This window comes from Actinoplanes sp. NPDC048791 (genome assembly GCF_040650095.1).
In the GTDB taxonomy this organism is placed as follows: Bacteria; Actinomycetota; Actinomycetes; order Mycobacteriales; family Micromonosporaceae; genus Actinoplanes.
The window spans coordinates 1-1,908 of the sequence record NZ_JBEZGQ010001350.1 but is presented as its reverse complement, the minus strand read 5'-3'; the positions used below and the strand labels follow the sequence as shown (position 1 = coordinate 1,908).

The 1,908-nt window shown below is 65.6% G+C and carries 1 protein-coding gene; it reads right to left on the bottom strand.

Features of this window, described 5'->3' with window-relative positions; genetic code table 11:
- Window positions 1-45: 45 nt before the first annotated feature.
- The gene (locus AB0C29_RS46200) at window positions 46-1,146 is read right to left on the bottom strand and encodes a substrate-binding domain-containing protein (protein WP_360834421.1); all 1,101 of its coding nucleotides are present in this window, start codon (window positions 1,144-1,146) and stop codon (window positions 46-48) included.
- Window positions 1,147-1,908: the final 762 nt, after the last annotated feature.

The following is a 1,908-nucleotide window of genomic DNA, read 5'->3' as shown; positions in this document are numbered from 1 at the left end:
GGGAGCGGCGCCGAGTCGAACGGGACGACCCGCGATCAGCTCAGATCAGCTGATGCCCGCGTCGGTGCAGGCCTTGGCGAAGTCAGCGGTGCACAGCTGCTCCTTGGTGACGAAGCCGTCGGCGATGACGTCCTTGACGTTCGCCTTGGTGATCGACTGCGGGTCCAGCAGCACCGAGGGGACGTCCTTGCCGGACTCCACGTCCTTGGTGACGCCGGTGGCCGTGGTCGGCTTCTGGCCCTTGGCCAGCGCGATGGCCAGCTCGGAGGCCGCGTTGGCCTCCTTCTTGATCGCCTTGTAGACGGTCATGCACTGGTCGCCGGCGAGGATGTTCTGCAGGCCCTGCACGGTCGCGTCCTGGCCGGTGACCGGAACCTGGCCGTTGAGCTTGTTCTTCTTCAGCACCGCGATGGCGGCGTTGCCGAGGCCGTCGTTGGCGGCGAGCACACCCTTGATGTTCTTGTTCGAGGTGAGCATCTGCTCGAAGATGGTGCCGGCCTGCGCGTTGTCCCAGTCCGGTACGGCCTGGTCCGGGCCCTTGACGTATTCCTGCGAGTCGTACTTGAGCTTGAGGACCGAGTCGTAGCCCTGCTTGAACAGGGTGGCGTTGTTGTCGGTCGGGGAGCCGTTGAGCTCGGCGACGACCGGCTTGGTGTACTTCTTCTCGGCCAGGCAGTCCACCAGGCCCTGACCCTGCAGCTCGCCGACCTTGACGTTGTCGAACGACACGTAGTAGTTCGCGCCGCCGTTGAGCGTCAGCCGGTCGTAGTCGATGGTGGCGATGCCGGCGTTCTTGGCCTTGTCCAGCACGGCCTTGCCGGTGCCGGAGTCCAGGTTGACGATCATCAGGACCTTGACGCCGCTGGAGATCATGCCGTCGGCGATCGTCTGGAACTGGGTCTTGTCACCCTGGGCGTTCTGGATGTCGGCCTGGACCCCGGCCGCGTCGAACGCGGCCTTCAGGTACGTCAGGTCGGCAGTGGCCCACCGCGCCGAGCTCTTGGTGTCGGGCAGGATGACGCCGACCTTGCCGGTGGACGAACCGCCGGTGCTGCCGGAGTCGCCGCTGCTGTCGTCACCACACGCGGCCATGCTGCCGGCGGCCAGCAGGCTTGCCGCGGTCAGGGCGAATAGTCCTTTACGCATACCTTGTGTCCTTTCGGGTGTTCCGGGCCTTCGATCGGCTTCGATGGTGCCAGTGCGCGGGAGAGTCACTCCCGGACGTGTTCAAGATCAGGAGCGAGTTTGTTGTGCCCGGCAACGTTTTCCCATAACGACCGGTTGCACAAGAGGGTCGGCGGGCGATCTTGAAACACGGGATAACAATCCGGCAACACGGCGGTGATACGAGGATTTCCGAGCTCGGCGCGCGTTGACCGGCGGGGTCGCGGTAATCGCTGGAAACGACACAGAATGGGCCGCCGTACCCGGTCACGTGTCCGAACTAGACCCATTTAAGGGGAAAGGATCCTACCGAAACTTTCGAAGGGATGATCTCCCGTGTCTTCGCGCCGATCCGGACGACGGGTCGGTCGTTCGGACGGGTCCTCGATCCTCCGAAGGGGGAGCGGCCCTCCGCAACTTCCGGAGCGGTCTTGAGGTGTACCGGCTGCGGCGGGGGTGCACCGGCTCGTCGGCCGATGCGGTGTGCGGTGCGGCCGGTGCTATTCCGGATTGTGCGGTGGCGGCCCGGGAATGGACGTGATCAACGCGAGTGGCCAGTGCTTTTCCCGGAATCCGCGGTCGATATCCTGGTGTGCCGGGCCGGGAGGCGGATGGCCCGGCGACCCCCGGGAGAACAAAGATGAACGGTGCCGATCCCGACCGCTGGTCGGCCGTCGCCGAAAGCTGGTCGCAGCTGTGGGGCAAATTCGCCGCGCCGGCCTGGGACGCGGTGCTCACCGCCGC

Excerpts from the sequence above, each read along its gene's own strand:
- AB0C29_RS46200 (WP_360834421.1), bottom strand. The coding sequence starts at position 1,146 with ATGCGTAAAGGACTATTCGCCCTGACCGCGGCAAGCCTGCTGGCCGCC.